At 70.8% G+C, this 23,675-nt stretch carries 21 protein-coding genes; 10 read left to right on the forward strand and 11 right to left on the reverse strand.

The features are described from left to right. Positions 1 to 26 precede the first annotated feature (26 nt). Genes ACFFQA_RS00165 through ACFFQA_RS00180 form a run of 4 tightly spaced genes read right to left on the reverse strand, consistent with a single transcriptional unit; the run spans position 27 to position 2,847 of the window. Entirely contained in the window at positions 27 to 1,049 is a 1,023-nt protein-coding gene (locus ACFFQA_RS00165) for a pyridoxal phosphate-dependent aminotransferase (RefSeq protein ID WP_377849425.1), read from the reverse strand. Continuing rightward, complete coding sequence (locus ACFFQA_RS00170) at positions 1,046 to 1,417, reverse strand: cupin domain-containing protein (protein ID WP_377849426.1); 372 nt, start codon at positions 1,415 to 1,417, stop codon at positions 1,046 to 1,048. Before ACFFQA_RS00170 ends, ACFFQA_RS00165 begins: the two co-directional genes overlap by 4 nt. Beyond that, the gene (locus tag ACFFQA_RS00175) at positions 1,417 to 2,481 is read right to left on the reverse strand and encodes an SAM-dependent methyltransferase (RefSeq protein WP_377849469.1); all 1,065 of its coding nucleotides are present in this window, start codon (positions 2,479 to 2,481) and stop codon (positions 1,417 to 1,419) included. Before ACFFQA_RS00175 ends, ACFFQA_RS00170 begins: the two co-directional genes overlap by 1 nt. A 45-nt stretch (positions 2,482 to 2,526) precedes the next feature. Continuing rightward, positions 2,527 to 2,847 (reverse strand): acyl carrier protein, encoded by a 321-nt coding sequence (locus tag ACFFQA_RS00180; RefSeq protein WP_377849427.1) that lies wholly within the window; start codon positions 2,845 to 2,847, stop codon positions 2,527 to 2,529. A 449-nt stretch (positions 2,848 to 3,296) separates the two neighbouring features. Between ACFFQA_RS00180 and ACFFQA_RS00185 the strand changes: the two genes are divergently transcribed. The 7 genes from ACFFQA_RS00185 (at position 3,297) to ACFFQA_RS00215 (ending at position 13,431) form a co-directional block, all read left to right on the forward strand. Then, positions 3,297 to 4,175: a ketopantoate reductase family protein gene (locus ACFFQA_RS00185; RefSeq protein ID WP_377849428.1), complete on the forward strand. Its 879-nt coding sequence runs from the start codon at positions 3,297 to 3,299 to the stop codon at positions 4,173 to 4,175. Continuing rightward, on the forward strand, positions 4,172 to 4,444 hold the full coding sequence (gene amcB, locus ACFFQA_RS00190) for a cispentacin biosynthesis acyl carrier protein AmcB (protein ID WP_377849429.1): 273 nt from the start codon (positions 4,172 to 4,174) through the stop codon (positions 4,442 to 4,444). Before ACFFQA_RS00185 ends, amcB begins: the two co-directional genes overlap by 4 nt. Then, positions 4,441 to 8,412 (forward strand): non-ribosomal peptide synthetase, encoded by a 3,972-nt coding sequence (locus ACFFQA_RS00195; protein WP_377849430.1) that lies wholly within the window; start codon positions 4,441 to 4,443, stop codon positions 8,410 to 8,412. The genes amcB and ACFFQA_RS00195 overlap by 4 nt, the downstream gene beginning before the upstream one ends. After that, entirely contained in the window at positions 8,393 to 9,400 is a 1,008-nt protein-coding gene (locus ACFFQA_RS00200; protein WP_377849431.1) for a zinc-binding dehydrogenase, read from the forward strand. Before ACFFQA_RS00195 ends, ACFFQA_RS00200 begins: the two co-directional genes overlap by 20 nt. Before the next feature lie 10 nt (positions 9,401 to 9,410). After that, positions 9,411 to 10,649 (forward strand): beta-ketoacyl [acyl carrier protein] synthase domain-containing protein, encoded by a 1,239-nt coding sequence (locus tag ACFFQA_RS00205; RefSeq protein WP_377849432.1) that lies wholly within the window; start codon positions 9,411 to 9,413, stop codon positions 10,647 to 10,649. Positions 10,650 to 10,678: 29 nt separating this feature from the next. After that, positions 10,679 to 11,113, forward strand: coding sequence for a nuclear transport factor 2 family protein (locus ACFFQA_RS00210; RefSeq protein ID WP_377849433.1), 435 nt, complete (start codon positions 10,679 to 10,681; stop codon positions 11,111 to 11,113). Positions 11,114 to 11,175: 62 nt separating this feature from the next. Continuing rightward, complete coding sequence (locus ACFFQA_RS00215) at positions 11,176 to 13,431, forward strand: amino acid adenylation domain-containing protein (protein WP_377849434.1); 2,256 nt, start codon at positions 11,176 to 11,178, stop codon at positions 13,429 to 13,431. Between the two features lie 11 nt (positions 13,432 to 13,442). Here the strand turns inward: ACFFQA_RS00215 and ACFFQA_RS00220 are convergent, their stop codons facing one another. Genes ACFFQA_RS00220 through ACFFQA_RS00245 form a run of 6 tightly spaced genes read right to left on the reverse strand, consistent with a single transcriptional unit; the run spans position 13,443 to position 17,804 of the window. Next, positions 13,443 to 13,841 carry an NUDIX hydrolase gene (locus ACFFQA_RS00220; RefSeq protein WP_377849435.1) on the reverse strand — a complete coding sequence of 133 codons (399 nt, stop codon included), beginning with the start codon at positions 13,839 to 13,841 and terminating at the stop codon, positions 13,443 to 13,445. 10 nt (positions 13,842 to 13,851) lie between these two features. Then, on the reverse strand, positions 13,852 to 14,295 hold the full coding sequence (locus ACFFQA_RS00225; protein WP_377849436.1) for a hypothetical protein: 444 nt from the start codon (positions 14,293 to 14,295) through the stop codon (positions 13,852 to 13,854). 27 nt (positions 14,296 to 14,322) lie between these two features. Then, on the reverse strand, positions 14,323 to 15,531 hold the full coding sequence (locus ACFFQA_RS00230) for an ABC transporter permease (RefSeq protein ID WP_377849437.1): 1,209 nt from the start codon (positions 15,529 to 15,531) through the stop codon (positions 14,323 to 14,325). Then, complete coding sequence (locus ACFFQA_RS00235; RefSeq protein WP_377849438.1) at positions 15,528 to 16,199, reverse strand: ABC transporter ATP-binding protein; 672 nt, start codon at positions 16,197 to 16,199, stop codon at positions 15,528 to 15,530. The genes ACFFQA_RS00230 and ACFFQA_RS00235 overlap by 4 nt, the downstream gene beginning before the upstream one ends. Next, positions 16,196 to 17,248 carry a peptidoglycan-binding protein gene (locus ACFFQA_RS00240; RefSeq protein ID WP_377849439.1) on the reverse strand — a complete coding sequence of 351 codons (1,053 nt, stop codon included), beginning with the start codon at positions 17,246 to 17,248 and terminating at the stop codon, positions 16,196 to 16,198. The genes ACFFQA_RS00235 and ACFFQA_RS00240 overlap by 4 nt, the downstream gene beginning before the upstream one ends. Then, positions 17,238 to 17,804 (reverse strand): hypothetical protein, encoded by a 567-nt coding sequence (locus ACFFQA_RS00245; protein ID WP_377849440.1) that lies wholly within the window; start codon positions 17,802 to 17,804, stop codon positions 17,238 to 17,240. The genes ACFFQA_RS00240 and ACFFQA_RS00245 overlap by 11 nt, the downstream gene beginning before the upstream one ends. A gap of 486 nt (positions 17,805 to 18,290) precedes the next feature. Here ACFFQA_RS00245 and htpG point away from each other — a divergent pair, with 486 nt between their 5' ends. From htpG to ACFFQA_RS00260, 3 genes are all read left to right on the forward strand, one after another. Next, positions 18,291 to 20,192: a molecular chaperone HtpG gene (htpG, locus tag ACFFQA_RS00250; RefSeq protein ID WP_377849441.1), complete on the forward strand. Its 1,902-nt coding sequence runs from the start codon at positions 18,291 to 18,293 to the stop codon at positions 20,190 to 20,192. A gap of 85 nt (positions 20,193 to 20,277) precedes the next feature. Continuing rightward, positions 20,278 to 20,985, forward strand: a complete 708-nt coding sequence (locus ACFFQA_RS00255) for a response regulator transcription factor (protein ID WP_377849442.1) — start codon at positions 20,278 to 20,280, stop codon at positions 20,983 to 20,985. After that, on the forward strand, positions 20,975 to 22,723 hold the full coding sequence (locus ACFFQA_RS00260; RefSeq protein WP_377849443.1) for a sensor histidine kinase: 1,749 nt from the start codon (positions 20,975 to 20,977) through the stop codon (positions 22,721 to 22,723). The genes ACFFQA_RS00255 and ACFFQA_RS00260 overlap by 11 nt, the downstream gene beginning before the upstream one ends. On the opposite strand, the gene ACFFQA_RS00265 is transcribed toward ACFFQA_RS00260, so the two are convergent. Beyond that, positions 22,686 to 23,639, reverse strand: coding sequence for a trypsin-like serine peptidase (locus ACFFQA_RS00265; protein WP_377849444.1), 954 nt, complete (start codon positions 23,637 to 23,639; stop codon positions 22,686 to 22,688). The genes ACFFQA_RS00260 and ACFFQA_RS00265 overlap by 38 nt on opposite strands. Positions 23,640 to 23,675 lie beyond the last annotated feature (36 nt).

The following is a 23,675-nucleotide window of genomic DNA, read 5'->3' on the forward strand; positions in this document are numbered from 1 at the left end:
TTGCTCCTTGGATGAGTGCGAGGGGCCTAGAGGCCGAGGTCGTCCAGCGCCTTCAGCAGGTGCAGCAGGTCGTCCCGACTGCCGAGGGAAACCCTGACGTAGCCGGGAGAACCGAACAGTCCGGCGTCGCGCACGAGGATGCCGTGCTCGTCGGCGAGCCGGTTCTGCGCGAGTGCCGAGTCGGCGACATCGACCGCCATGAAGTTGGTGGTGGTGGGGAGGAAACCGCGTCCCCTCCTGGTGAGCTCCTCGGCGAACCAGACCCGCTGCGCGGCGTTGGCGTCGCGCACCCCGCGCAGGAAGTCCTGGTCGGCGAGCGCGGCGAGCGCCGCGGCCTGAGCGAGCCGGTTCGCGCTGAAAGGCAAGGTGCGCAGGGTTTCCGCGAGCTCGGAGAGCAGCGCCGCGGCGCCGACCGCGTAGCCGACGCGCAGCGCGGCGAGCCCGTACGCCTTGGAGAAGGTGCGCAGCGCGATGATCGGCGCGTCCGACGACAGGTAGTCGCGCACCTGTGGTGTGTCCGGGTCGGCGAAGTCCATGTACGCCTCGTCGAACACCAGCGGCACACCGCTGTCCTCCGCGCGGGCCACCAGGGTGTCCATGTCCACACGGGACAGTGCGGAGCCACTGGGGTTGTGCGGGTTGCAGATGTAGCCGATCCCGTGCTCCGGCAGCCGCTCGGCGAACTCGCCGACGTCGAGCGCGACGGCGGTGCAGCCCCGCCCGACGCGGTCGAGGCAGGACCGGTACCCCGGGAACGTGCCCGTGGTCACCAGCCCCGGCCGGGACCTCTCGCCCAGGGTGAGGGCGCAGGCCAGCACAAGCTCGTCGCTGCCGTTGGCCACGGCGACGCGGTCGCGGCCAACACCCCAGTGCTCGGCGAGAGCGCCGACGAGCGCGCTCCGCTCCGGGTCGGGGTAGATGTTGACCCTGCGGAGCTCGCGTTCGGCCGCCTCGACAGCCCACCTGCTTGCCCCATAAGGGCTTTCGCTCAGGTGCAGCCGGACCAGGCTGTCGGCGTCCGGAACGCTGGCGTTGAACTTCGAGCTCACAGCTTGTCCCCGATGAGCACGCCGAAGCAGTAGCTGCCGCGTTCGGCCTCCAGCGTCAGGAAGCAGTGCTCGCTGCCCGCGGGGATCCGCATCACCGCGGGCGAGACCAGCTCGTGCCGCTGCCCGTCCAGCATCACCTCGATGCGCGCCGCCCCCGGCGTCGGCGAGACCAGGAAGTAGATCTCGTCGACCTCGTGGGTGTGCGGCGCGGCGACCGGCTTGCCGACCAGTTCGCTCAGCTCGCCCCCAGCGAGCTGAACGGGAAGACCGCCGAACATCTCCGACGTCAGGTAGAACGGCGCGGGCTGGTGGTGCCCGGCGACCGCGAGCGGGATCGGCAGGTCGGTGTGGATCTCGGGCGCGCTCATCACGCCTCCAGCACGAAGAGGTAGGTGTGCGGTGCACCGAAGGGCACCGTGCGCCGGATCGTCAGCCCCGCGTCGACGAACAGCCGCTCGTAGTCCTGCCGGGTGTGCAGCGGAACACCCATCAGCGCGTGCGCCAGCTCGAAGCCGCTGGAGAACATCGGCAGCGTCCGTTCGGCCGCCCCTCTCGGCCGGATGGTGGTGTCGGCCAGCAGGAAAGTCCGCGCGTTGGGGAAGGCCTCCCGCATTTCCGGGATGACCCTGGAGCGCGTCGACGGGTCAGCGAGCAGGTCGTGCAGGAACATGAAGCTCATCACGGCATCGACCTCGGCGGCGCCCTCGGGCTTCAGCTCGCCCGCGACGACCTGGCGGACGTCGGCGCACACCGGCTCGACCCGGTCCCGCAGTCCGTACCCGGCGACCGTCCGCGCGGCCAGCTCGGTCGCGGACCTGCTGATGTCCAGCCCGATCCCCCTGGCCCCCGGTCTGTCCTTGACCAGCCTCGACAGCCGCTCGCAGGTGCCGCTGCCGAGGTCGGCGAGCACCGAGAAGTCCACCTGGGCGATCTCGGCGTCCAGGATGTGCCGCATCAGCGCGGTGTCGGCCTGCGCGGAGCCCAGCGCCACCATGGCCTCGTCGCGCAGCACGTCCGAGCCGAAGGCGCGCTTGCCGGTCGCGATCGGCGCCGCGGCCGCGAAGACGTCGTGGTACCCGCCGACCGCCCAGGTGAAGAAGCCCAGCTGCCGGCGGACCTCCTCACCGTGCTCGGTCGGCAGGACCCGGTCCCCGGTAACGGTGACGTGGCCGAAGGACTCCGCCGCGCCGACCAGCGCCCGGAACACCGCGTCGTCGAGCCCGTGCTCCGCGCAGAACCCCGTCATGTCAAGGCTTCCGGCCTCCGCGAAGCGGGCGAAGACACCCAGCCGCTCGAAGGCGAAGACCACATGGGTGCAGACGAACCCGTTGAACGCGGTGTCGGCGGTGACCGGCGTCGCCGCCGTTCCCGACCATTCCCGCGGAACCTCGATACCGGCGTCGCCGGGGTTCACGCCATAACAAGCGCTCACCGAAGTCAAAGCGCACATCCTCCCTGTTCAACCGCTGTCGGGCGGCTAGTCGCGCACCGAAACCGATGCCGCGATCCTGCTTTCCACAACAACGGCCAGCTCCTGAATGGTGGGGTGATCGAATACCTGTCGGACGGGCAGCAGAACGCCGACCCGGCGCCGGAGTTTGATGAGCATCAATGTGGCTTTCACAGAATGTCCACCAACCTCGAAAAAGCTGGTTTCGTTATCGAAGTCAGTATGCCCGAGAACCTCGGACCAGACCTCGCGCACGTGCTCGATCACTTCTTCGAGGGCACGCTCCCCCGATTCCTTGCGCGCGCCCGCATACACGAAGTGCGCGTCGACTTCCTTGCCCCAGTTCACGGTCTCTCCCCACGATAACGCCTTGAGCTGGGAAAACAGAGAGAAGGCCGTCCCCTGAACACGGTACGTCGCCCAGGGCAAGCGACCGGACATTTCCCCTAAACCTCATCCATACGGACCAGTCGCCTGGCGCTCAAGGTAAACCAAGAGTAAACGCACCTGCCACTTCGGCACGCACCATACGCACGGCGGAAAGATCTGGTCAAGGACCGCCGGAACAGGCGTTACGGGCAACCTCAATGACTCCGTTCGGCCTACAGGAACTTTTTGTGTAACGTTGACTCCGCATAAAAAACCCTGTTGCAGGTTGACGCTGAGAAGTGCGTCTGCGTAGCGTCCGAAGTGGGCGACAAAGGGCTGAAAAAGCCGCTGCTCGCATCACTACTGGGGAGTGCTCCGCCGACCACGGCGCACGTGGGCGGGCGGGGGCGATCATGCGAGGAAACGCGTTGAGACATGCCATCCTGGGGGCTGGCGGTGTCGGCCTGGCGGTCGGTGCCGCGCTGGCCGAGCACGGCCACGAGGTCGTGCTCGTGCTGCGCGGGTCCACGCCCGCCGAGCACCCGGGCGCCATCACGGTCCACAGTGGACTCCACGGCGAACGCGCACTGCCGGTCACCGCGGTGTCCCTGCTGCGCGAGGACGTGGACGTGCTGTGGGTCACGGTGAAGGCCCCGGCGCTGACCGCCGCGCTGGGCAAGGTGGTCCCCGGCGCCGGGACGGGCGCGGTCGTCCCCCTGCTCAACGGGTTGGACCACCTGGACCCGTTGCGCCATCGGTTCGGCGACCGGGTGGTCGCCGGCTCCATCCGCATCGAGGCCGAACGCAGCGCACCCGGTTCGGTGACCTGGCACGCGATGAGCGCGACGGTGGAGCTCGCCGGGGATGACGACGCCCGGCTCGCCTCCGTGGTCGACGCCCTGCGCGGCACCAGGATCGACTGCGTCGTCGGACCCGACCCGGTGACCGTGCTGTGGCGGAAGCTCGCCATGCTGCTGCCGCTGGCGCTGGCGACGACCGCGGCGGACGGGCCGCTCGGTGTCGTGCGCCGCACGCCGGAGACGCGCGAGCTGATGCGCTCCGCAGCCCGCGAGCTGTGCGCCGTCGCCGCGGCACAAGCGGTTTCACTCCGTCCAGAAGACAGCATCGCCGTCCTGGACGCCCTTCCCGGCCGGACGGACACGTCGCTGCACCGCGACGTCGTCGCGGGGGTCCAGCCGACGGAGCTGGCCGCGCTCACCGACCCGGTGCTGCGCCTGGCAGCCGCGCACCGGGTGCCGACGCCGTCGATCACCACCCTCGTCAAGCAGATCCGGAGGCAACGATGACCGCCAGTTCCCAGCGCTGTCTGGAAGACCAGCTGCGGGAGATCCTCGTCCGCGACCTCTACCTGGAGGTGCCCGCCGAGGAGATCGGTGAGGACGACGGGCTCCAGGACGTGCTGGGCCTGGACTCGCTGGGCTTCGTGGAGCTGCGCGCCCAGTGCGAGCAGCGGTTCCGGGTCACCATCGACGACACCCTGTTCACCCCGGAGCACTTCCGGTCCGTGCGGACCGTCGCCGGCCTCGTCCGCTCGCTGGGCGGACAGTCCCGTTGAGCGCCACGCCGTGGGTGGCGGCCTCACCGGGCCAGCTGGAGGTGTGGCTCGCCTGCCAGCGTGAACCGGAGTCCAGCCGCTACAACATCAACGTCGACCTGGAGTTCGTCCCGGGAGTCGACGTGCCCGCGCTGCGGGCGGCGATGCGGGACGTGCTCGCGGCGCACCCCGGCCTGCGCAGCTGGTTCGACGCAGAGAACGGCGGCTTGGCCCGCGTGGTCGAGCCCGCGCCACCGGTGGCGTTCGTCGAGCACCGCGAGCCGGGCGCCTACGACCGCGCGCGGGCGTTGCGGTGGGCGGTCGTCTCCGGCGGGCCGGTGTTCGACCTGGCCGTCGCGCCGCTGCTGCGCGCCGCGGTGCTGGTCAAGGACGACGGCGCGCTGCTCTCGGTCACGATGCACCACATCGTCTCCGACGGCTGGTCCACCAACGTCTTCACGCGCGACCTGATCGCCGCCTACCGCGCGCGGGTCGGCGAGGGCGGCGGTCTGCCCGAGCGGGTTCCGGCCGAGGAGCCGGAGGTGTACCCGGAGCTGGCCGAGGCCGCGGAGCTGCACTGGTCCACGGTGCTGCGCGACGCGCCCTCCCCCTTGGTCCCACTGCACGACCTCGTCGCCGAGGACGGCCTGCCCGGTCCGTCCGCCGACGTCGAGCTGGTCATCCCCGCCGAGGTGATGACGGACGTGCATTCCTTGGCGCAGAGGGTTCGCGGCTCCTCGTCGGTGGTGCTGCTGAGCGCGTGGTCGATGCTGCTGCACGCGTGGAGCGCCCGCTCGGAGGGCACCTTCGGCATGGTCTTCTCCGGGCGCGGCTACGGCACGGAGGACGAGATCGACCTGCGCAGCCGGGTGCTGCCGATGCGCGACCGGCTCGACCCCCACCGGTCGTTCCAGGACGTGCTGGCCGGGCTCCGCGACCAGCTGCTCGACGCGTTGGAGCACTCGTCGGTGCCCGCCGAGCGGTTGCAGCGGATCCGGCGGGAGAGCACCGACAGCGCGACCGTCGAGCGCACGGTGTTCATGTACACCCCGGCCTACGAAGGCGAATGGCGGATCGGGGACACCACGGTCCGGCGCTTCGACCACCCCGACGACACCACGAAGTACGAGTTCTCGATCAACGTGATCGAGGGCGCAGAGAGCACCCGGCTGTGCCTCTACTACGACTCGGCGCGGTACCGGGAGGCCACCGCGCGGCTGTTCGTCGAGCAGCTCCGGGAGCTGGTCACGCGGGCGGTGGCCGATCCGGCAGCCTCGTGCGGTGACCTGCTCGCCGCGTGCGACCCCGGCCTAGCTCAGCTCCACTCGCACGGCGCGCCCGTCGCACCGGATGCCGAGCTGGTGCCCGATCTCGTGCTGCGGCACGCGGAGCAGCGACCGGACTCCGTCGCGGTCCGGCACGGCGAGACCGCGCTCAGCTACCGGGAGCTCGTCGACCGGGCGAGCGCGGTCGCGAACTGGTTGCGGGACAACGGTGTTCGTCCTGGTGAGACCGTCGCGCTGTTGCTGCCGCCAGGCACGGACACGCCCGTCTTCTGGCTCGGCTGCGTGCTCGCGGGCGCCGCGTACCTGCCGTTGGACCCCGCCTACCCGCAGGCCCAGCTCCAGCTGATCGTGGACGACGCCCGCCCACCGGTGCTGGTCGTCGATCCCAGCTGTGAGGTCGTCGTCGAGCTGCCGCGCGGCGTCGTGGTGACGGTCACCGACCTGCTCGCGCAGGCTCCCGACGGGTCCGCCCCGGTGGTCGAGCGCGACGGGGCATCCACCTTCTGCGTGCTCTACACCTCGGGAACCACCGGGCGCCCCAAGGGTGTTGTGCTGCCACACCGGGGAATGGCCCGGCTCATGGAGCGCCCGGACTTCATCCCGCTGGACCCCACCGACGTGGTCGCGCAGCTGTGCCCGCTGAACTTCGACGGGGCGACCTACGAGATCTGGGGCGCGCTCGCCCACGGCGCGGAGCTCGTCGTGCTGGACAAGCACCTGGTGCTAAGCCCACGGGAGATGCGGACCGTGGTGCGGGAACGCGGCATCACCACGCTGCTGGTGACGACGCCGCTGCTGAACCGGATCATCGAGGACGCGCCGGACCTGTTGCAGTCACTGCGGCGGGTGTACTTCGGCGGTGAGCTGATCTCGGTTGCGCACATGCGCCGGGCGCTGCGCTGGTGCGGCCCGAACGTGCTGTTGCACAGCTACGGCCCGACCGAGAACTCCTTCACCTCGACGTGGTTCGCCATCAACGAGGTGGACCCGAACGCGCGCACGCTCCCGATGGGCAAGCCGGTTCCGGGCACTGAGGCGCGCGTGGTCATGGAGGGCACCATCACGCCGGTGCCGCGCGGAGTCGCCGGCGAGCTGCTGCTCGGCGGCGTGGGACTGGCGGACGGCTACCTCAATGACCCGGAGCTGACCGCCTCCCGGTTCGTCACCGCCGACACGCGGCTGTACCGGACCGGCGACCGGGTGCGGTGGAACGCCGACGGGCTGCTGGAGTTCATCGGCCGCAACGACAACCAGGTGAAGATCCGCAGCCAGCGGGTGGAGCTCGGCGAGGTGGAGGCCGTGCTCGACGGGCACTCCGCTGTCGAGTCGGTCTTCGTCACCGTGCACCGCAACCAGCGCGAGGAAAAGGAGATCGTCGCCTACGTGGTGGCGGCACGACCGGTCGGCACGACGGAGCTGCGGCAGTACGCGCAGGCCCGGCTGCCGGGTTTCGCGGTGCCCCGGCACATCGTGGTCGTCGAGCGGCTGCCGCTGACCCCGACCGGCAAGATCGACCGTCGTCGGCTGCCCGTCCCGGACCTCGGCGAGGCCCAGGAGGTGCGCACCACAGGCATGCTGGACCAGGTGCGCTCGGCCTGGAAACGCGTGCTGGACCACGACGTCATCGATCTCGACCTGAACTTCTTCGACGCGGGCGGCCACTCGCTGCTGCTGGTCAAGCTCCAGGACGAGCTGCGCGCGGCGACCGGGACCGAACCGTCCATCATGGACCTGATGCGGCACGTCACCGTGCGCGCACAGGCGAATCTCCTTGGTGGGCAAGCACAACCGGTCACCACCGTTGCAGAAGCCCCTCAGCGGAGCCGGGCCCAGGTGACCACGTCCGTCGCGGCCCCGCTGGACGAGCGTCGCCACCACGTGCTGGCGCTGTCCGCACGCAGCGCTGACGCGCTCGACGCGGCACGTGACCAGCTCACGCGGCACGTCGCGGGCGTTCGCGGACTGCGGCTGGAGGACGTGGCCAGGACGCTCGACGTGGGACGCGAGCGCTTCGAGCACCGGTTCGCGGTCGTGACCGACGACCTCGCCACGGCAGCGCTCACCATCGGCGACGCAAGCGTCACGCGCTCCGAACAGGTCGTGTTCGCTTTCGGCGATTGTGTTGCGCCACTTGGTGATTCCTACCGGCTGTTCCCGAGGATCCGCGCGCTCGCCGAGGGGACGAGCGGGTCGGCGACGGCCTACGCCGTCCAGGTCGGCATCGCCGAGCAGTTCATCGAATGGGGCGTCTCCCCGGTCGCGGTGTGCGGCGTCGGCTCCGGAAGGCTGGCCGCGGCGACCGTCAGCGGTGCTCTGTCCTTGTCGGATGGTCTGCGCGGCGCGACCGCTCTCGGCACTCCAGAGCTGCGCTGGATCACCACGGAGCAGGACGGCCTCTCCGGCACGGCCGGGCTCGCCGACCTGGCGAAAGCCGCCTGCCACGAGTTCGGCCCCACTGTCCTGCTGGACATCGGGACGGCTCCGGCAGCGGAGATCGCCGTCGCCGACGCCGTCGTCGTGCCCACCCTCACCCCGGGCGTCGCCGACGACCGAGCGCTGATGACCGCCGTCGCCGCCCTGTGGTGCCGGGGCGTCGACGTGGCGCTGTCCACCGGAGGACGGCGCGTGCACCTCCCGGGACATCCCTTGTCCTGGGCCACTACCAAGAGCACGGAGGCTCAGCATGCCCGCACTACGCGGTGAGGCCGCCATCCTCGTCGAGCCCGGCCGGGTGGAGGTGGAGGAGGTCGCGTTCCGCGACATCACCGAGGGCGAGGTGCTGGTCCGCAACGCGGTCGGCGCCATCTGCGGCAGCGACGTGCACCGGGTGCGCGCCGAGTCCCCGTTCTTCCGGGACATGCGCGACCACGAGTACCCGTGCCCGCCCGGCTACCCCGGCCACGAGGGGCTCGGCGAGGTCGTGGAGAGCCGGTCGTCGTTGTTCTCCCCCGGCGACCGCGTTCTGACCGTGCCCAACCACGCCTACATGGCCTCGTTCGCGCGCTACCAGACGATCTCAGACCAGTTCCTGCTGCACGTGCCGGTGAACGGGTCGGCGATGCACTACCTGATGGCGCAGCAGCTCGGGACGGTCATCTACGCGCTGAAGCGGTTCTGGCCCGGCCCGGTCAACGGCGGGACGGCCGCGGTGGTCGGCACCGGGTCGGCGGGCATCCTGTTCGTGCAGATGCTCAAGCACCTCGGCTTCCACCGCGTGATCGCCGTGGACCTGGAGCCGGGCCGCCTGGAGCTGGCGAAGACCCTCGGCGCCGACGACGCGATCCTGGTGCCCGACGACGACGTCGGCGAGGCCACGAAGGAGCTGACCGGCGGGCTCGGCGTGGACCTGGTGGTCGAGGCCGCCGGGACCGACTCCGCGCGCGAGCACGCCATGGCCATGGTCGGCATGCGCGGGCGCCTCGGTTTCTTCGGGATGCCGGAGGACTACACGCTCTCGGTGCCCTACGCCGCGCTGTTCGGCAGGCAGATCGCGCTGACGACCGCGGTCGGCGCGCAGATGGAGCCGGACCTCGCCTCCTTCCGCCAGGCGCTCCAGCTGGTGGTGGAGGGCAAGATCGCGGTGAAGGACCACATCACGCACACCTTCGACATCAAGGACGTCGCCGCCGCGCTCGAACTCGCGCACAACCGGCTCGACGGTGTCGTCAAGGTCGGGCTCACCTTCGACTAGGGGATCCACTGTGGACACTGACGTGCCAGGCGAGGCCGTCGCCGTCATCGGGATGGGCGGCCGGTTCGCCAAGTCGCCGGACATCCCGGCCCTCTGGGCCAACCTGCGCGCCGGGCGGGACTGCTTCACCAGGGCCGACGAGCCCGTGGTCGAGGACATCGGCGGTGACACCCTGCGGGTGCACTCCTACGGGCTGATGCCGCACCGCGACCGCTACGACACCGACCTGGTCGGCGCCACCGGCCTGGACCCGCAGCACGGCATCCTCTACGAGTCGATGTGGCAGGCCGCGGAGGACGCCGGGCTGAAGTTCGCCGAGATCAACGAGCGGACCGCGGTCTACGCGGGCTGCGCGCGGACCAAGCACGTGCCGCGCGCGGCCTTCGACGAGGTCATGAACATCGACCCGACCTTCGCCGGACCGCACTTCTCCTACCTGCGGAACCTGCTCGGCGAGAGCATCATGATCGACTCGGCGTGCGCGACGTCGGCGGTCGCGGTGCACCTGGCCTGCCAGAGCCTGCGGCTGCACGCCTGCGACTACGCCATCGCCGGGGCCGTCGCGGTCCAGGAGGACGTCCAGGGCTGGTACCTGCGCCCGCCGCGCAGCATCCACGCCACCAACGGCATCAGCAGGCCGTTCGACCCGCGCACCACCGGCGTGATCCCCGGCGACGGCTCGGGCGCGGTGCTGCTGCGCAGGCTGGCCGACGCGCTCGGGGACGGTGACCCGATCCACGCGGTGATCCGCGGCAGCGCCGTCGACAACGACGGCGGCAACAAGCCCGGCTTCGTGATCCCCGGCGTGGACGGCAAGGTCAGCGTGGTGCGCAAGGCACTCGCCGTCGCCGGACTGTCCGGTGTGGACGTCGGCTACGTCGAGGCGCACGGCGTCGGCATCCCGCTCAACGACCAGATCGAGGCGACCGCGCTCACCGAAGCCCTTGGCGCGGAAGGACCTCCGGTGGCCATCGGCTCCGTCAAGGCCTCGGTCGGCCACTGCGACACCGCGGCCGGGATGGCCGCGCTCATCAAGACCTCCCTCGCCGTGCGCGAGGGTTTCCTGCCGGCGACACCGAACACCCGCGACCCGATCCCGGAGCTCACCAGGCACGGCGACCGCTTCGGCATCCTGCCGGAGGGTCGGCCGTGGGACTCCGGGGGCCGGCCGCGCGTCGCGGGTCTGATGTCGGCGGGAGTCGGGGGCACCAACGCGTTCCTGATCGTCGAGGAACCACCCGGCGTCTAGTCAACCACCATGTCCGAAGGGATTCCCCCGTGTCACAGGCAACCCAGGTGTCCGGTCACGTCAGCGCCGACCTCTACGTGGAGGTGAAGAACTTCTACGCCAGGCAGATGCGCATCCTCGACGAGCTCGACGTGGACCGCTTCACCGAGACCTTCACCGAGGACGGCTCGGTCGAGCACCCGCACCGCACCGAGAAGGTCTCCGGCCGCACCGCCATGCGCGCCAAGATGCACAGCATGCTGCCGCAGTACCAGGGCCTGGTCACCCGGCACTGGTTCGACCACTTCCTGATCGAGGACGCGGGCGAGGGCGTCCTGCGCGTCACCTACTACTCGCTGGTGACCCAGACCAACACCCAGGACGAGGTCAAGTTCTTCTCCTCCTCCAGCGTCGAGGACCTGATGGTGCGCGAGAACGGCGAGCTGAAGATCCGCGCCCGCGTCATCCTGCGCGACAAGCCCTGACCCACCCGAGGGCGGGCGGGCTCTTGGGGGTCCGCCCGCCACCCCAGTGACGGAGTCTGCAGATGGATCGACTGCCCCCGGCCTCCTGGAACGACACCGCGCACGCCTTCGACGACCACCTGTCCATGGTGGACCTCGTCCAACGCCAGGTGCACAAGGCCCCCGACGCCCCGGCTGTCCGGCTCGGCGGCGACGACACCAGGTCCTACGCCAGGCTGTGGGCGGACTCCGGCGCACTGGCGAAGTTCCTCCAGGACAACGAGATCGGGCGCGGCGACTTCGTCGGCATCCTGGTGGAGAGCTCCTACACCTCCGTCGTGGCGGTGCTCGGCGTCCTCCGCTCCGGGGCCGCGTACGTGCCGCTCGACACGCGCTGGCCCGCATCCCGTGTGGCACAACCACTCCAGCAGCTCAGTGTCAAGTGGACGGTCACCTCGCGGTCCTGGCTGCGGCGCGCGGAGGAGGCCGCGGACCTCGCCGGGACCGCGACCCGGTTCGTGTGCACGTCGTTCGAACCGGCCCCGGAGCCGGATCTGACCGACGAGATCCAGAGCATGTTCTGGGACGAGCTCGCGAACGAGACGGACCTGACCCGTGCCTCCGGTTTCACCGACGAGTTCTCCCCGGAGCAGATCCAGACCTACGTCGAGCACGTCCGCGACCTCGTCGGCCCCGCCTCGCACGTGGTGGAGGTCGGTTGCGGTGCCGGCCTGATCGCCAAAGCGCTGAAAACCGAGTCCTACACGGGGATCGACATCTCCCCGGCCACCGTCGAGCGCGCCGCCCGTGAGATCCCCTCGGGCCAGTTCCACCACGGCACCGCCCTCGACCTGCCCCGGCTGGTCTCGCCGGGCAGCGCGGATGTCGTGCTGCTGGCCAGCGTCGCCCAGTTCTTCCCCGACTTCGAGTACCTGCGCTCGGTGCTGCGCGACGCGCTGTCCACCGTCGCTCCGGGTGGAGCCGTGGTTCTCGCGGATGTCGTCGACCCCGCAACCGGCGGGTCCCTCTTCGGCGTGTCACCGCAGTGGTTCTCCCGGCTCGGCGCGGCACTGGGCGTCCCTGTCTCGGTCGAGGTGCGCAGGAGGTCCGGCTCCGAATGGCACCCGCTCATCAAGGACCGCTACGACGTGGTTCTGCGGCGCGGCAAGGAGTCCGTCGCGGCTGAGCCGGTGGTGACGCACTGGGCGTCGCTGTCGGGCTCCGTCTGCGGCGCGGGCCCGGAGCCGTCCGACACCGCGTACGTGATCTTCACCTCCGGCTCCACCGGAGTGCCGAAGGGCGTGTCGGTCCGCCACCGCGGCGCGGTGAACCTGATCCAGTGGGTGAACGAGCGCTACGGCGTCGGCCCGGACGACACCCTGCTGTGGGTGACGTCGCTGACCTTCGACCTGTCCGTCTACGACATCCTCGGCACCCTGGCCGCGGGCGCGGCGATCCGGGTCGTGCCACCGGCCGAGCTGGGCGACCCCGTGCGGCTCGCGGAGGTCCTGACGCGGGAGCCGATCACCTTCTGGGACTCCGCCCCGGCAGCGCTGAGCCTCGTGATGTCCATTGTGGACGAGCTGCCGCCCGCGTCGGTCCCCGCGCTGCGCCTGGTCTTCCTCAGCGGCGACTGGGTTCCGCTCACCCTGCCAGACCGCGTCCGGACCCACTTCCCGCAAGCCCACGTGGTGGCGCTCGGCGGGGCGACCGAGGCGACGATCTGGTCCAACTACTTCGACGTCGCCGAGATCGACCCCGACTGGGCGAGCATCCCCTACGGCAAACCGATCCACAACGCCCGCTACTACGTCCTGGACGCCGAGCGCCGGGTCTGCCCGATCGGCGTTGAGGGCGACCTCTACATCGCGGGCACGGCGGTCGCGGACGGCTACGTCGGCGACGCGGACCTCAACGCCCGCAAGTTCCTCCCCGACACCGTGCTCGGCGTCCCCGGCGAGCGCATGTACCTCACCGGGGACCGGGCCCGCTGGAAGGCCGACGGCACCATGGAGTTCCTCGGCCGCCGCGACGACCAGGTCAAGATCCGCGGCTACCGCGTCGAGCTCGGCGACGTCATGGCGGCGCTGCGCCAGCTCCCCGGCGCGGTGGACTGCGCGGTGGTGACCACGCCGGGCGACGACGGGCCGGAGCTGCTCGCGGCGGTGGCCTCGGCCGCGCTCACCCCGCGCGAGGTCCGGACCCACCTGTCGGAGCACCTGCCGAGCTACATGGTCCCCGACCACGTCCTGGTCCTGCTCACGCTGCCCGTGGGGCCGACGGGCAAGGTGGACCGCAACGCCCTTTCCCAGGCGCTGACCCGTTCGCGCAGGCGCTGACCCCGAGGGCCTCAGCCGAGCAGGCCGCGCCCGTGCAGCTCGTCGAAGATCACCCGGCCCGCCTCGGACATCAGCTCCCGGTCGGCGTGGCCCAGCCAGCGGATCTCCTCGATCTCGCTGGTGGGCTCGGGGGTTCCGGTGTGGTCGGCGGTGTAGCAGGCCACCCGGACCACCACCCCGTCGGCCTTCCCGTCGGCCTGCGCCTCGAAGGTGCCGATGTGGCGCGCGGTGCCGGGCTCGATGGCCACGGCCAGCTCCTCGGCGACCTCGCGCACCAGCGCCTGCACGTCGGTCTCCCCCGGATCGCGCTTGCCACCGGGGACGTAGAAGAGGTCCTTGCCGTAGGAGCGCGCGCAGAGGACCCGCCCGTCTTCGAGGTGGATCCAGCCGATCTTGTCGATGAGTGCCACGGCCCGAACTCTAACGCCGGGTCATCTCGCGCACGTACGCGTTCGCGTCCGGCTGGAACATCAGCACGGTCGCGACGGTCGCGAGGACACCCACGACGCCGTAGCCGATGGCCAGCGGCGGGATCGGGACCAGGAACGCCGGCATGATCGCGACCGCCAGGTACACCAGCACCACGGCAACCACGGCCAGGTAGATCCGCGGACCGCGCCATCCCTTGCGCAGACCGGAGACGCACCACAGCACGGTGAGGCCCCCGAAGAGGGCAGCGCTGTTGACGGGCGCGGCCGGATCGGCGCCGATCGCGAGGTTGAGCAGCAGCAGGAGCAGGATCGCCGCACCCACGACGCCCCAGAAGACGGCGGCCAGGTCCACGTTCCTCGGCCGGCGACCGGGGTCCTGTTCGCGGCGCTGTCGGCGGCGAGCAGCGCCCGCGCTCTCCTCCGGCTCAGTCACTCGGTTCATGGTAGGGACGAGCGCAACTCATGATCCGGCAAGTGCCTGAGTCGGGGTGAGCCGCGCGGCCCGGACCGACGGGTGAATCCCAGCCAGGACACCGACAACCACGGCACCGAGCACTCCGCCCAGCACCGCGACGGCCGGGATCACCGGTGGCCAGCCCTGGTGCGTGGCGTACCCGAGCGTCGCGAGCACGCCGAGCGCGGTGCCCGCCAGCCCGCCGAACCCGGACAGCACGACCGCCTCGGTGAGGAACTGCCACCGGATCTGGCGGCGGGTCGCGCCGAGCGCCCTGCGCAACCCGATCTCCTCCCTGCGCTCCAGGACGGAGATGAACATGGTGTTGGCCACCCCGACCCCGCCGACGAGCAGCGCCACCCCGGCGAGCCCGAGGAACAACGCGGAGAAGTTGTTCTCCGACAGACGTTTCGCGGCGAGCGCCTCGGACGGGCGGCTGACCTGGACCAGGCCGGGCAGCTGCGGGTGGAGCGTCGCGGGCAGCACGGCGCGCACGTCCTCGATCGCCTCCTCCCGCGCTTTCACGTACACCACGGTGGGATGACCGTCGAAGCCGAGCCACTGGCGCGCGGCGCCCCAGCCGACGAGAACCGAGCGCTCGATGTCCGGTGCCAGGGGCATCGGCGCGAGAACGCCGATCACGGTGAACCAGCGGTCGTCGATGAGCACCTGCCGTGACTGTCCGTTCTGGACGATGTCGGTGAAGCCGAGCCGCCCTGCCGCGACGTGACCGAGCACGACCGTGGGGAAGTTCTCCGTCACCGGGCCGAGAAAGCCGCCGGACCGCACGTGCCCGTTGATCGTGTCGAGCAGGTCAGGGCTGCTGGCCAGCACGCTCAGCCCGGAGTCGTCGCCTGCCGCGACGCGGTCGTTCCTGCGCACGGTGCGGTGCGTGTTGGCCACCGCCGCCGCGCCGGTCACCGGCCCGATCCGGCGGGCCATGCCGACCGAGTCCGGCGGCAGCAGCACCGGCGGGTCCTGGTTCGGCGCTGCCGACGCGCGCAGGATGGTGGTGCCCAGCGCGGTCAGCTCGTCGAGCAGCGCGGCCTGGCCGGACGCGGGGATGCCGGTCACGACCACCATCGTCGCGATGCCGATGGAGATGCCGAGTGCTGAGAGGGCCGCGCGGAGCTTCCTGGTGCGGATTCCCAGCAACCCCAGGCGGAGGACGTCACCGAGCGGGAGGCGGACCGGCCCGGTGTCCCGGGCGGTCATCGCGTGTCCGAGACGACGCGGCCGTCGCTGAGCCGGACCCGGCGCGGCAGCCGCGCGGCGATCTCCCGGTCATGCGTGATGATCACGATGGTGGTCCCCTCGTCGTTGAGCCCGGTCAGCAGGTCGAGCACCGCGTGCCCGGTGGCCGTGTCCAGCGCGCCGGTCGGCTCGTCGGCCAGCACGAGCGCCGGGTTGTTCACCACCGCGCGGGCGATCGCGACCCGCTGCCGCTCCCCGCCGGAGAGCTGGTGCGGCAGGTGGTCGACGCGATGGCCGAGCCCGACCCGGTGCAGCGCCTCCACCGCGAGCGCGCGGCGACGGCGGCGCGGAACCCCGGCGTGGAGCAGGCCGGTCGCCACGTTCTCCTCGGCGCTGAGCCCGTCGGTGAGGTGGAACCGCTGGAACACGAAGCCGAGCTCGCGCCCGCGCAGCGCCGACAGGTCGCGGTCGGAGAGCCCGGCGGTGTCCCGGCCGCCGATCTCCACGGTGCCGCTGGACGGCGCGTCGAGCGTGCCGACGATGTGCAGCAACGTGGACTTGCCTGAGCCGGAGGCACCGACAACGGCGAGCAGCTCACCGCTGCCGACGACGAGCGAGACGTCGTCCAGCGCGGTGACTCCGCCGGGGTAGTGCTTGCTCACCCCGCGCAGTTCGAGCACGGCGCTCACGACGTCGTCACCACCGGCAGCCCCGCCGTGATGCCGGGACCACTGATCTCCACGAGGCCCTTGGCGAACATGCCGGTCTCGACGGCCTTGAGCTGGTTGTCCGGCTGCTGCACCGCGTAGCCGCCCTCGCGCAGCGCGACGAGCGCCCCGACGGGAACCGTCAAGACCGCCTTGCGCTCCTCGGTGGTGACCCGCACCCGCACCGAGGCGAGGTCCAGTTGCGCGACCCCGGCCGCGTCGTCCGGGGTGACGGTGACGTTGATCTTCGGGGGCGGGCCGCCGATGGCCTTGGTGTCACCACCGTCCACAGTGGAGCTGACAGCGGTCACCCTCGCCGGGACCTCCTTGGCGGTCGGCAGGACCACGGTCACCGGGGCACCGGTGGTGATCACGCCGATCTCGCCCGCGTCCACCGGCATGGTCACGATCTTCGCGGTGGAGGTCACGGTCAGCAGCGGCCCGGCGGCGGGGTCGCCGAGCTGCGCCGCCACGGAGTTGACCCGCACCGGCCCCGCGACTACGGCCGCCTGACCGGCTTCGAGCGTTCCTGTGACGTCGAGACCGGCCTTGACCTGCCATTTCTTCAGCGCGTCGAGCAGGGCGGGCGTCACCGTCGAACGCTGGGCGCCCACCTTGAACCCCAACGCGGCGAGGTTGTCCGCGACCATGGCCACGTCGTCGCCCTTGACGCCCACCGTGTCGATCTTGCGGAACAGCGGCGTGTCCCCGAAGAACACCGGCACGGGCCGCCCGTCCACCCAGTACAGCGGCTTGCCCCTGGCGGCGACGTCGCCGACCGTGGGCAGCTTCGTGACCACCCCTGGCCCGGTGCCCTTCACCGACTGGGCGGCTCCGAACCCGAGCGTTCCGGAGAACGACTGCGTGTTGGCCAGATCCGCCAGCCGCACGGTCGTGGTGCGCACCGGCGCGGCGGCCGGGGGCGGAGGTGGTTCCGGCCCGCCGTAGACGAAGAACGCGGTGCCCCCGAGACCGGCGACCGCGACCAGCGCGACCACCACGATCCGACGACCGCGGTGCTCAGCGGTCACTGAAGGCCTCCACCTTGCAGTCCAGCTCCACCTTCTGCTGCTGCTCCGAGCTGAGCGTCTGCGTGACACCGTCGTCGTAGGTCCACCCCGTGCCGTACGGCTCGATCGCGTGCACCGCGAGGCCCCGGCCGGTCAGGCACTTCATGTAGTCGCGGTAGTCGTCCAAATAGGACGGGTTGGTCGCCCTGTCCGTCTCCGGCGGCTGCATCGGCAACTTCCCGGCACAGGTCCTGAGCGCGGTCTTCGCCGTGTCGCTCTTGTCGTTGTAGTCAGGCGAGGTCCCGTCGGCACGCCCGGCGTACATGCGGTGACCGTTGTCCTTGAGGCAGATGTTGTAGGGCTTCCAGGCCCGGTTGATGTCCTCCGGAGTGCTGTCCAGGCGGATCTGCGGCCTGCCGGAGTCCCGGTCGGCGGCGGAGGAGGTCGTCATCGTGGCGGCACCACTCGTGGCCCCGGGCAGTGAGGCCACCTGCGGCGGCTGAACAGCGGGATTCGCACCACAAGCGGTGAGCAGCCCGGCGAGCACGAGCACGGCGCCAAGGGATCGGTTCGTCATGTCCACGACACTCGCCGAAGAACATGTGGAACCCGTGAGCCTCCCGTAGCGCCCCCGTGGTGGCCCCCCGCTTCAGCGGTCCCCACCCCCGCTTTTCGATCCCCCACCCCACCAGCGGTCCCCACCCCCACGCCCACCTCCGCTTCAGCGGTCCGCCACCCCCACCCCACCCCCCACTTCCCTGGCCCCCGCCCCCCGCTTTTCGCGTTTTGTCACCTTGATGCGATTTTTGATCGTTCAAATCGCACAAGAAGGTGACAAAACGCGAATCGGGGCGCGGCGGGCGAGTGGTGCGGCGGTGCGGAGCGCGGCGGGCGGCGGGGAGCGCGGCGGGCGGCGGGGAGCGGTGCGGAGCGCGGCGGGCGGCGGGGAGCGTGGCGGGGAGCGGAGTGCGTGGCGGGGAGCGGAGTGCGTGGGTCGGAGGAGGTGGTAAGAGAGTGGCCTGATTGGATTCACCGGCTAGTCACTTCTCGTGGAGGGAGCCACGTGAACGCCCAGGTGGAAACGTTCGAGTTCCAGGCCGAGGTGCGCCAGCTGCTGCAGCTGGTGATCCACTCGATCTATTCGAACAAGGACGCCTTTCTCCGTGAACTGGTCTCCAACGCCTCCGACGCGCTGGACAAGCTGCGGCTGGAGGCGTTCCGGGACAAGGATCTCAAGGTCGACACCGACGACCTGCACATCGCCGTGGACATCGACGCCGAGGCCCGCACGCTGACCGTGCGCGACAACGGCGTCGGCATGTCGCGGGAGGACGTGGTGCGGCTGATCGGCACGATCGCCAAGTCCGGCACCGCGGAGTTCCTGCGCAAGATGAAGGAGTCGCAGGACGCGGCGGGCGCGCAGGAGCTGATCGGGCAGTTCGGGGTCGGTTTCTACGCCAGCTTCATGGTCGCCGACCGGGTCACCCTGCTGACCCGCCGCGCCGGGGAGGACACCGGCACCCGCTGGGAGTCCGGCGGCGAGGGGACCTACACCATCGAGCAGGTCGACGACGCGCCGCAGGGCACGTCGGTGACGCTGCACCTCAAGCCGGCCGACGCCGAGGAGCAGACCGCCGACTACACCTCCGCGTGGAAGATCCGCGAGATCGTCAAGCGGTACTCCGACTTCATCACCTGGCCGATCCGGATGGCCAAGCAGGGCGGGCAGGACGGCGACGGCGGCTCCGGGACCGAGGTCGAGACCGTCAACTCGATGAAGGCGCTGTGGGCGCGCCCGAAGGAGGAGACCTCCGACGCCGAGCTGGCCGAGTTCTACAAGCACATCGCGCACGACTGGGCCGACCCGCTGGAGACCATCCGGATGCGGGCCGAGGGCACCTTCGAGTACCAGGCGCTGCTGTTCGTGCCCTCGCACGCCCCGCTGGACCTGTTCATGCGGGACGGCAAGCGCGGCATCCAGCTCTACGTCAAGCGCGTGTTCATCATGGACGACTGCGAGTCCCTGATCCCGGAGTACCTGCGCTTCGTCAAGGGAGTCGTGGACGCCCAGGACCTCTCGCTCAACGTCTCCCGCGAGACCCTGCAGCAGGACCGGCAGATCCAGCTGATCCGGCGCAGGCTGGTCAAGAAGATCCTGGCAACGGTCAAGGACCTCCAGGCCAAGGACGCCGAGAAGTACGCGAAGTTCTGGACCGAGTTCGGCAAGGCGGTCAAGGAGGGTCTGGTCAACGACCCCGACAACCGCGAGGCGATCCTGGAGATCTGCTCCTTCGGCTCCACCGCCGACGCCGAGAAGCCGACCACGCTGCGCGAGTACGTGGAGCGGATGAAGGACGGCCAGCAGGACATCTACTACATGACCGGCGACTCGCGCTCGGTGATCGAGAACTCCCCGCACCTGGAGGCCTTCCAGGCCAAGGGCTACGAGGTCCTCGTGCTCACCGACCCGATCGACGAGATGTGGGTGGAGACCGTCGCGGACTTCGACGGCAAGCCGCTGAAGTCCATCGCCAAGGGCCAGGTGGACCTGGACAGCGACTCCGAGGACGACCGCGAGGAGAAGTCGAAGGACTTCGCCGACCTGCTCACCTGGATGACCGGGGCGCTCGGCGACAGCGTGAAGGAGGTCCGCCTCTCCAGCAGGCTGACCACCTCGCCCGCGTGCGTCGTCGGCGACACCAACGACCTGGCGCCGAACCTGGAGAAGATGTACCGGGCCATGGGCCACGAAGTGCCCGCGGTCAAGCGCATCCTGGAGCTCAACCCGGACCACCCGCTGGTCACCGGGCTGCGCGCGGCGCACGCCGAGAACCCGGAGGAGGCCGGGCTCGCCGAGACGGCCGAGCTGCTGCTGGGCATGGCCGTGCTGGCCGAGGGCGGCGAGCTGACGGACCCGGCGAAGTTCATCCGGCTGCTGGCCGCTCGCCTGGAGCGCACGCTCTGAAGGCGACGGCCGCGACTGTGTTGAGGTTGTGAGGGTTCGCCGTTCCGCCGGGCTCCGGCGGGACGGCGAACCTAGGATGGCCGTCATGTGCGCGCAGATCGTGCTGGCCGAGGACGACGAGCGGCAGGCGCGGCTGGTGCGCCGCTATCTGGAGGCCGAGCACCACTCCGTCGTGGTCGTCACCGACGGGCGCGCCGCGATCGACGAGGTCCGCCGCACCCGGCCGGAGCTGCTGGTGCTGGACCTGATGCTGCCCGAGGTGGACGGTCTCGACGTCTGCCGGGTGCTGCGCCGCGAGTCCGGCGTGCGGGTGCTGATGCTCACCGCGCGGTCCACAGAGGACGACATGCTGCTGGGCCTGGACCTGGGCGCGGACGACTACATGACGAAACCGTTCAGCCCCAGGGAGCTCATGGCCAGGGTGCGGGCGTTGCTGCGCAGGACGCAGCCCGCGCCGGAGCCGCCCGATCCCGTGCTCCGCGTCGGCCCGCTGACCGTCGACCCGGTGTGCCACGTGGTGACCGCGCACGGCGCGCGCGTGGACTGCACGCCCGGTGAGTTCCGGCTGCTGGAGGCCATGGCCCGGCAGCCGGAACGGGTCTTCACCAGGGACCAGCTCCTGGAGCGGCTGCACGGGATCGACCGCTACTTCACCGACCGCACCATCGACGTGCACGTGAAGAACCTGCGCAAGAAGATCGAGCTGTCACCGCGCGCTCCCGCGCACCTGCTCACCGTGTACGGCGTCGGCTACAAGCTCAGCGGAGGCGAGGAGCCCCGGGATGCGCCGTAGCCTGCTGACCAGGCTGCTCGCGGCGTCGATCCTGGTCGCGGTCTGCTCGATCACCGCGACCGCGTGGCTGGCGTCGCAGACCACGACCGGCGCGATCAAGCAGGAGCAGGGCAGGCTGCTGGCCAACGACAGCCGGATCTACACGGCGCTGTCGCGCCACGCCGCGACCACCCCGAACTGGGCCGGTGTCGGTCCGGTGGTGCGCGCCCTCGCCGAGCAGACCGGCAGGCGGATCGCGCTGCTCACCCAGGACCGGACGCCGATCTTCGACTCCGCGGCCGAGCCGACCCCGGTGCCCGCGACGGCCTCGGCGGTCGTCGACCCGCTCGCGGTCGATCCCGCCCTGGTGCCCGACGCCTCCGCCGACCGGATCGACGCCAACGCGGTCGGCCCGTTCCTGCTGCCGGACGCCGAGCGCGCGCGGTTGCGCGGGCTCGCGGAAGAGGCGCTCACCTGCGTGCTCGGGCGGCTGGGCACCGGCTCCATCGTCGAGGAGCCCAGCGGACGCCCCCGCCTGGAGAGCCCGAACCCGATCACCAACGTCACCTGCTCCCCCGCGGAGCTGGAACAACCGACGCCGACCGAGCGGGCCGCGCTCACCGAGCTCAACGGCCTGGTCAACGGGTGCCTCCGCCGCCTCGGCCAGACCGAGGTGGAGGTCCGGCTCGACCGCACGTGGAAGCCGGTGGCCGCAGAGGCGACCCGCCCCGCGCCCCGGGACGGCCAGCCGGTGCGCGCCTGCATCGCGAGCGCGCGGCACGAGCAGCTCATCCGCTACGTCTCCCCCGCCGCGCTGCTGTTCATCACCAGTCCCAGCGGTTCCGAACCCTCCACTGTGGACCTCTCGCCGGGCAACCAGGTCCGGATCGTCGGCGTGGCGCTGACGGTCCTGGCGCTCACCATCGCGGTGACCGTGCTCGCCGGGCGACGCCTCATCCGGCCGCTGCGGGCGCTCACCGGGGCCGCGCAACGCGTCAAGGACGGCGGCGGCGCGCGGGTCGAGGTCAGGGGCCGGGACGAGATCGCCCAGCTGGCCTCGGCGTTCAACGAGATGTCGGAGACCCGTGAGCGCCTGGAGGAGCTGCGCAAGACCATGGTCGGCGACATCGCGCACGAGCTGCGCACACCGCTGAGCAACATCCGCGGCTGGCTGGAAGCGATCCAGGACGGGATGAGCGACCCGGACCCGGCCCTGGTGGCCGAGCTGCTGGAGGAGGCGTTGCTGCTCCAGCACATCATCGACGACCTCCAGGACCTGTCCCTCGCCGACGCGGGGGCGCTGCGGATGCACCCGGAGACAGTGCGCGTCGCCGACGTCCTCCCCTCGTCCACCCAGCCGGAGGGTGTCCAGTACACAGTGGACGTTCCGGAAGGGCTTGAGGCGCACGCGGATCCGGTCCGGCTCCGGCAGGCGGTCGGCAACCTCGTCGCGAACGCGCTCCGGCACACGCCCACCGGCGGAACCGTCGCGGTGCGGGCACGACGTGACGGCGACGAGGTGGTCATCGAGGTCTCCGACACCGGAGTCGGGATCGCGGCGGAAGACCTGCCGCACGTCTTCGAACGCTTCTGGCGCGTGGAGAAGTCGCGGGGCAGGCAGGGGGGCGGCAGCGGCCTCGGGCTCGCCATCGTCCGCAAGCTCGCGGAGGCTCATGGCGGCACCGTGACCGCTGCCAGCACACTGGGTCAGGGTTCGACGTTCACGCTGCGCTTGCCCTGTCGTACAACGGGCGAGTGATCGTCGCGCTGAACTGCGGGCCACCGAGGTGCCGGATGTCGGCGCCGTCGCGGAAGCTCTGCGTGTTGACCCCGACCACGGTGCCCCTGCCCGCGTTCACGTCGAAGCCGGTGAACCTCGGCCCGCCGCTGGAGCCGCCGCCCATGTCGCACGGGACGCCGAACTGACCGGCTCCGCCGGGGTTCTCGACGGCGGGACCCCAGCACTGCGCGAGGCGCTTGCCGGTGAACTCAGGGCGCCCCTGGTGTCCCGGCTGGCTCGCACCGCGCGGGTAACCGAACTCCCGCGCCTCGCGCGCACCGGGCACGTCAAAGGCGATCTCCTGGCCGGCCCCGACGGTCTCGGCGGCACTGCGCCCATCGATGCCCGGGTTGAGCACCAGGAAAGCCTGGTCGTGGGCGCTGCTCTCCGGAACCTCCACCCACGTCCTGCTGGTGATCACCAGGCGTGGCACGAACCCGCCGTGAGGCATCGTGCCGTCCCGGAAGCCCGGCACAAAGTAGAGGTTGTCCATCCAATGGGGGTCTTCGCCGATCAGGTTGAAGTTGTGCACGCAGTGCCCACCGGTCACCGCCGTGTTCCCGTTGGCGCTGCGCACGATCGTGGCCGTGCAGCTGGCGTCCTCGCCCTGTTCGGTGAAGAACAGCCGCCCCACGGTCTTCGTGACGTCTCCGCCGCCGTACCACCCCGATCCGTCCGGCCCGTCGACCGGTGGCTTGCCCGACGGCGGGATGGTCGGGAGCGCGGCGATGCGTTCCGGAGTCCAGTAGTCGCGGATCGCCTGCTGCTCCTGCGCGGTGGTCGCGACCTGGTGCGCGACAACGTCGTCCGGGGTCGCGTGAGCCGTGGGCACCGCAGTCACCGCGGTCAGCAGCGCGGCGGCGACGAGTCCGGCCAGGTGGGTTGGATGTCTCATGTGCCCGGATCCTGGCGACGCCGTGTGTGGAACCTG

The sequence above is a fragment of the Allokutzneria oryzae genome (genome assembly GCF_042429765.1).
Classification (GTDB): domain Bacteria; phylum Actinomycetota; class Actinomycetes; order Mycobacteriales; family Pseudonocardiaceae; genus Allokutzneria; species Allokutzneria oryzae.

Excerpts from the sequence above, each read along its gene's own strand:
- ACFFQA_RS00170 (WP_377849426.1), bottom strand. The coding sequence starts at position 1,417 with ATGAGCGCGCCCGAGATCCACACCGACCTGCCGATCCCGCTCGCGGTC.
- amcB (WP_377849429.1), top strand. The coding sequence starts at position 4,172 with ATGACCGCCAGTTCCCAGCGCTGTCTGGAAGACCAGCTGCGGGAGATC.
- ACFFQA_RS00200 (WP_377849431.1), top strand. The coding sequence starts at position 8,393 with ATGCCCGCACTACGCGGTGAGGCCGCCATCCTCGTCGAGCCCGGCCGG.
- ACFFQA_RS00215 (WP_377849434.1), top strand. The coding sequence starts at position 11,176 with ATGGATCGACTGCCCCCGGCCTCCTGGAACGACACCGCGCACGCCTTC.
- ACFFQA_RS00230 (WP_377849437.1), bottom strand. The coding sequence starts at position 15,531 with ATGACCGCCCGGGACACCGGGCCGGTCCGCCTCCCGCTCGGTGACGTC.
- ACFFQA_RS00245 (WP_377849440.1), bottom strand. The coding sequence starts at position 17,804 with ATGACGAACCGATCCCTTGGCGCCGTGCTCGTGCTCGCCGGGCTGCTC.
- ACFFQA_RS00255 (WP_377849442.1), top strand. The coding sequence starts at position 20,278 with ATGTGCGCGCAGATCGTGCTGGCCGAGGACGACGAGCGGCAGGCGCGG.
- ACFFQA_RS00260 (WP_377849443.1), top strand. The coding sequence starts at position 20,975 with ATGCGCCGTAGCCTGCTGACCAGGCTGCTCGCGGCGTCGATCCTGGTC.
- ACFFQA_RS00265 (WP_377849444.1), bottom strand. The coding sequence starts at position 23,639 with ATGAGACATCCAACCCACCTGGCCGGACTCGTCGCCGCCGCGCTGCTG.